Source organism: Megasphaera sp. AF13-6AC, from assembly GCF_027685385.1.
Lineage (GTDB): Bacteria > Bacillota > Negativicutes > Veillonellales > Megasphaeraceae > Megasphaera > Megasphaera micronuciformis.
On record NZ_JAQCUN010000331.1, the window covers coordinates 342 to 594 of the forward strand.

Genomic DNA, 253 nt, shown 5'->3' on the forward strand with positions numbered 1-253 from the left:
AAGACCCAAGTCGGAGGGAGTCCCCCAAAGGCGACCGTGATAGCCGGCCGTCCCGCTTACATCCACATCTCGCCCTACAGTCAGAGCTCCCATATCTACCCGATCCGCATCGACTTTCAGGTCAAAAACGGGCACGTTACCGTTAATCTTAACAAGACCGGAAATCGCGACGGCCTGATCGTTTACCTTAGCGTACACATCATTTAAGTGCAAATCCGTATCGAATAAGCGGATTTGACCGGTTACATCGGAA

General features: G+C 51.8%; 1 protein-coding gene. It reads right to left on the reverse strand.

Going from position 1 to position 253, the window contains the following annotated elements:
• A partial coding sequence (locus PGX78_RS09250) for a hypothetical protein (RefSeq protein ID WP_270446675.1) occupies positions 1-253 on the reverse strand: 253 nt, incomplete at both ends.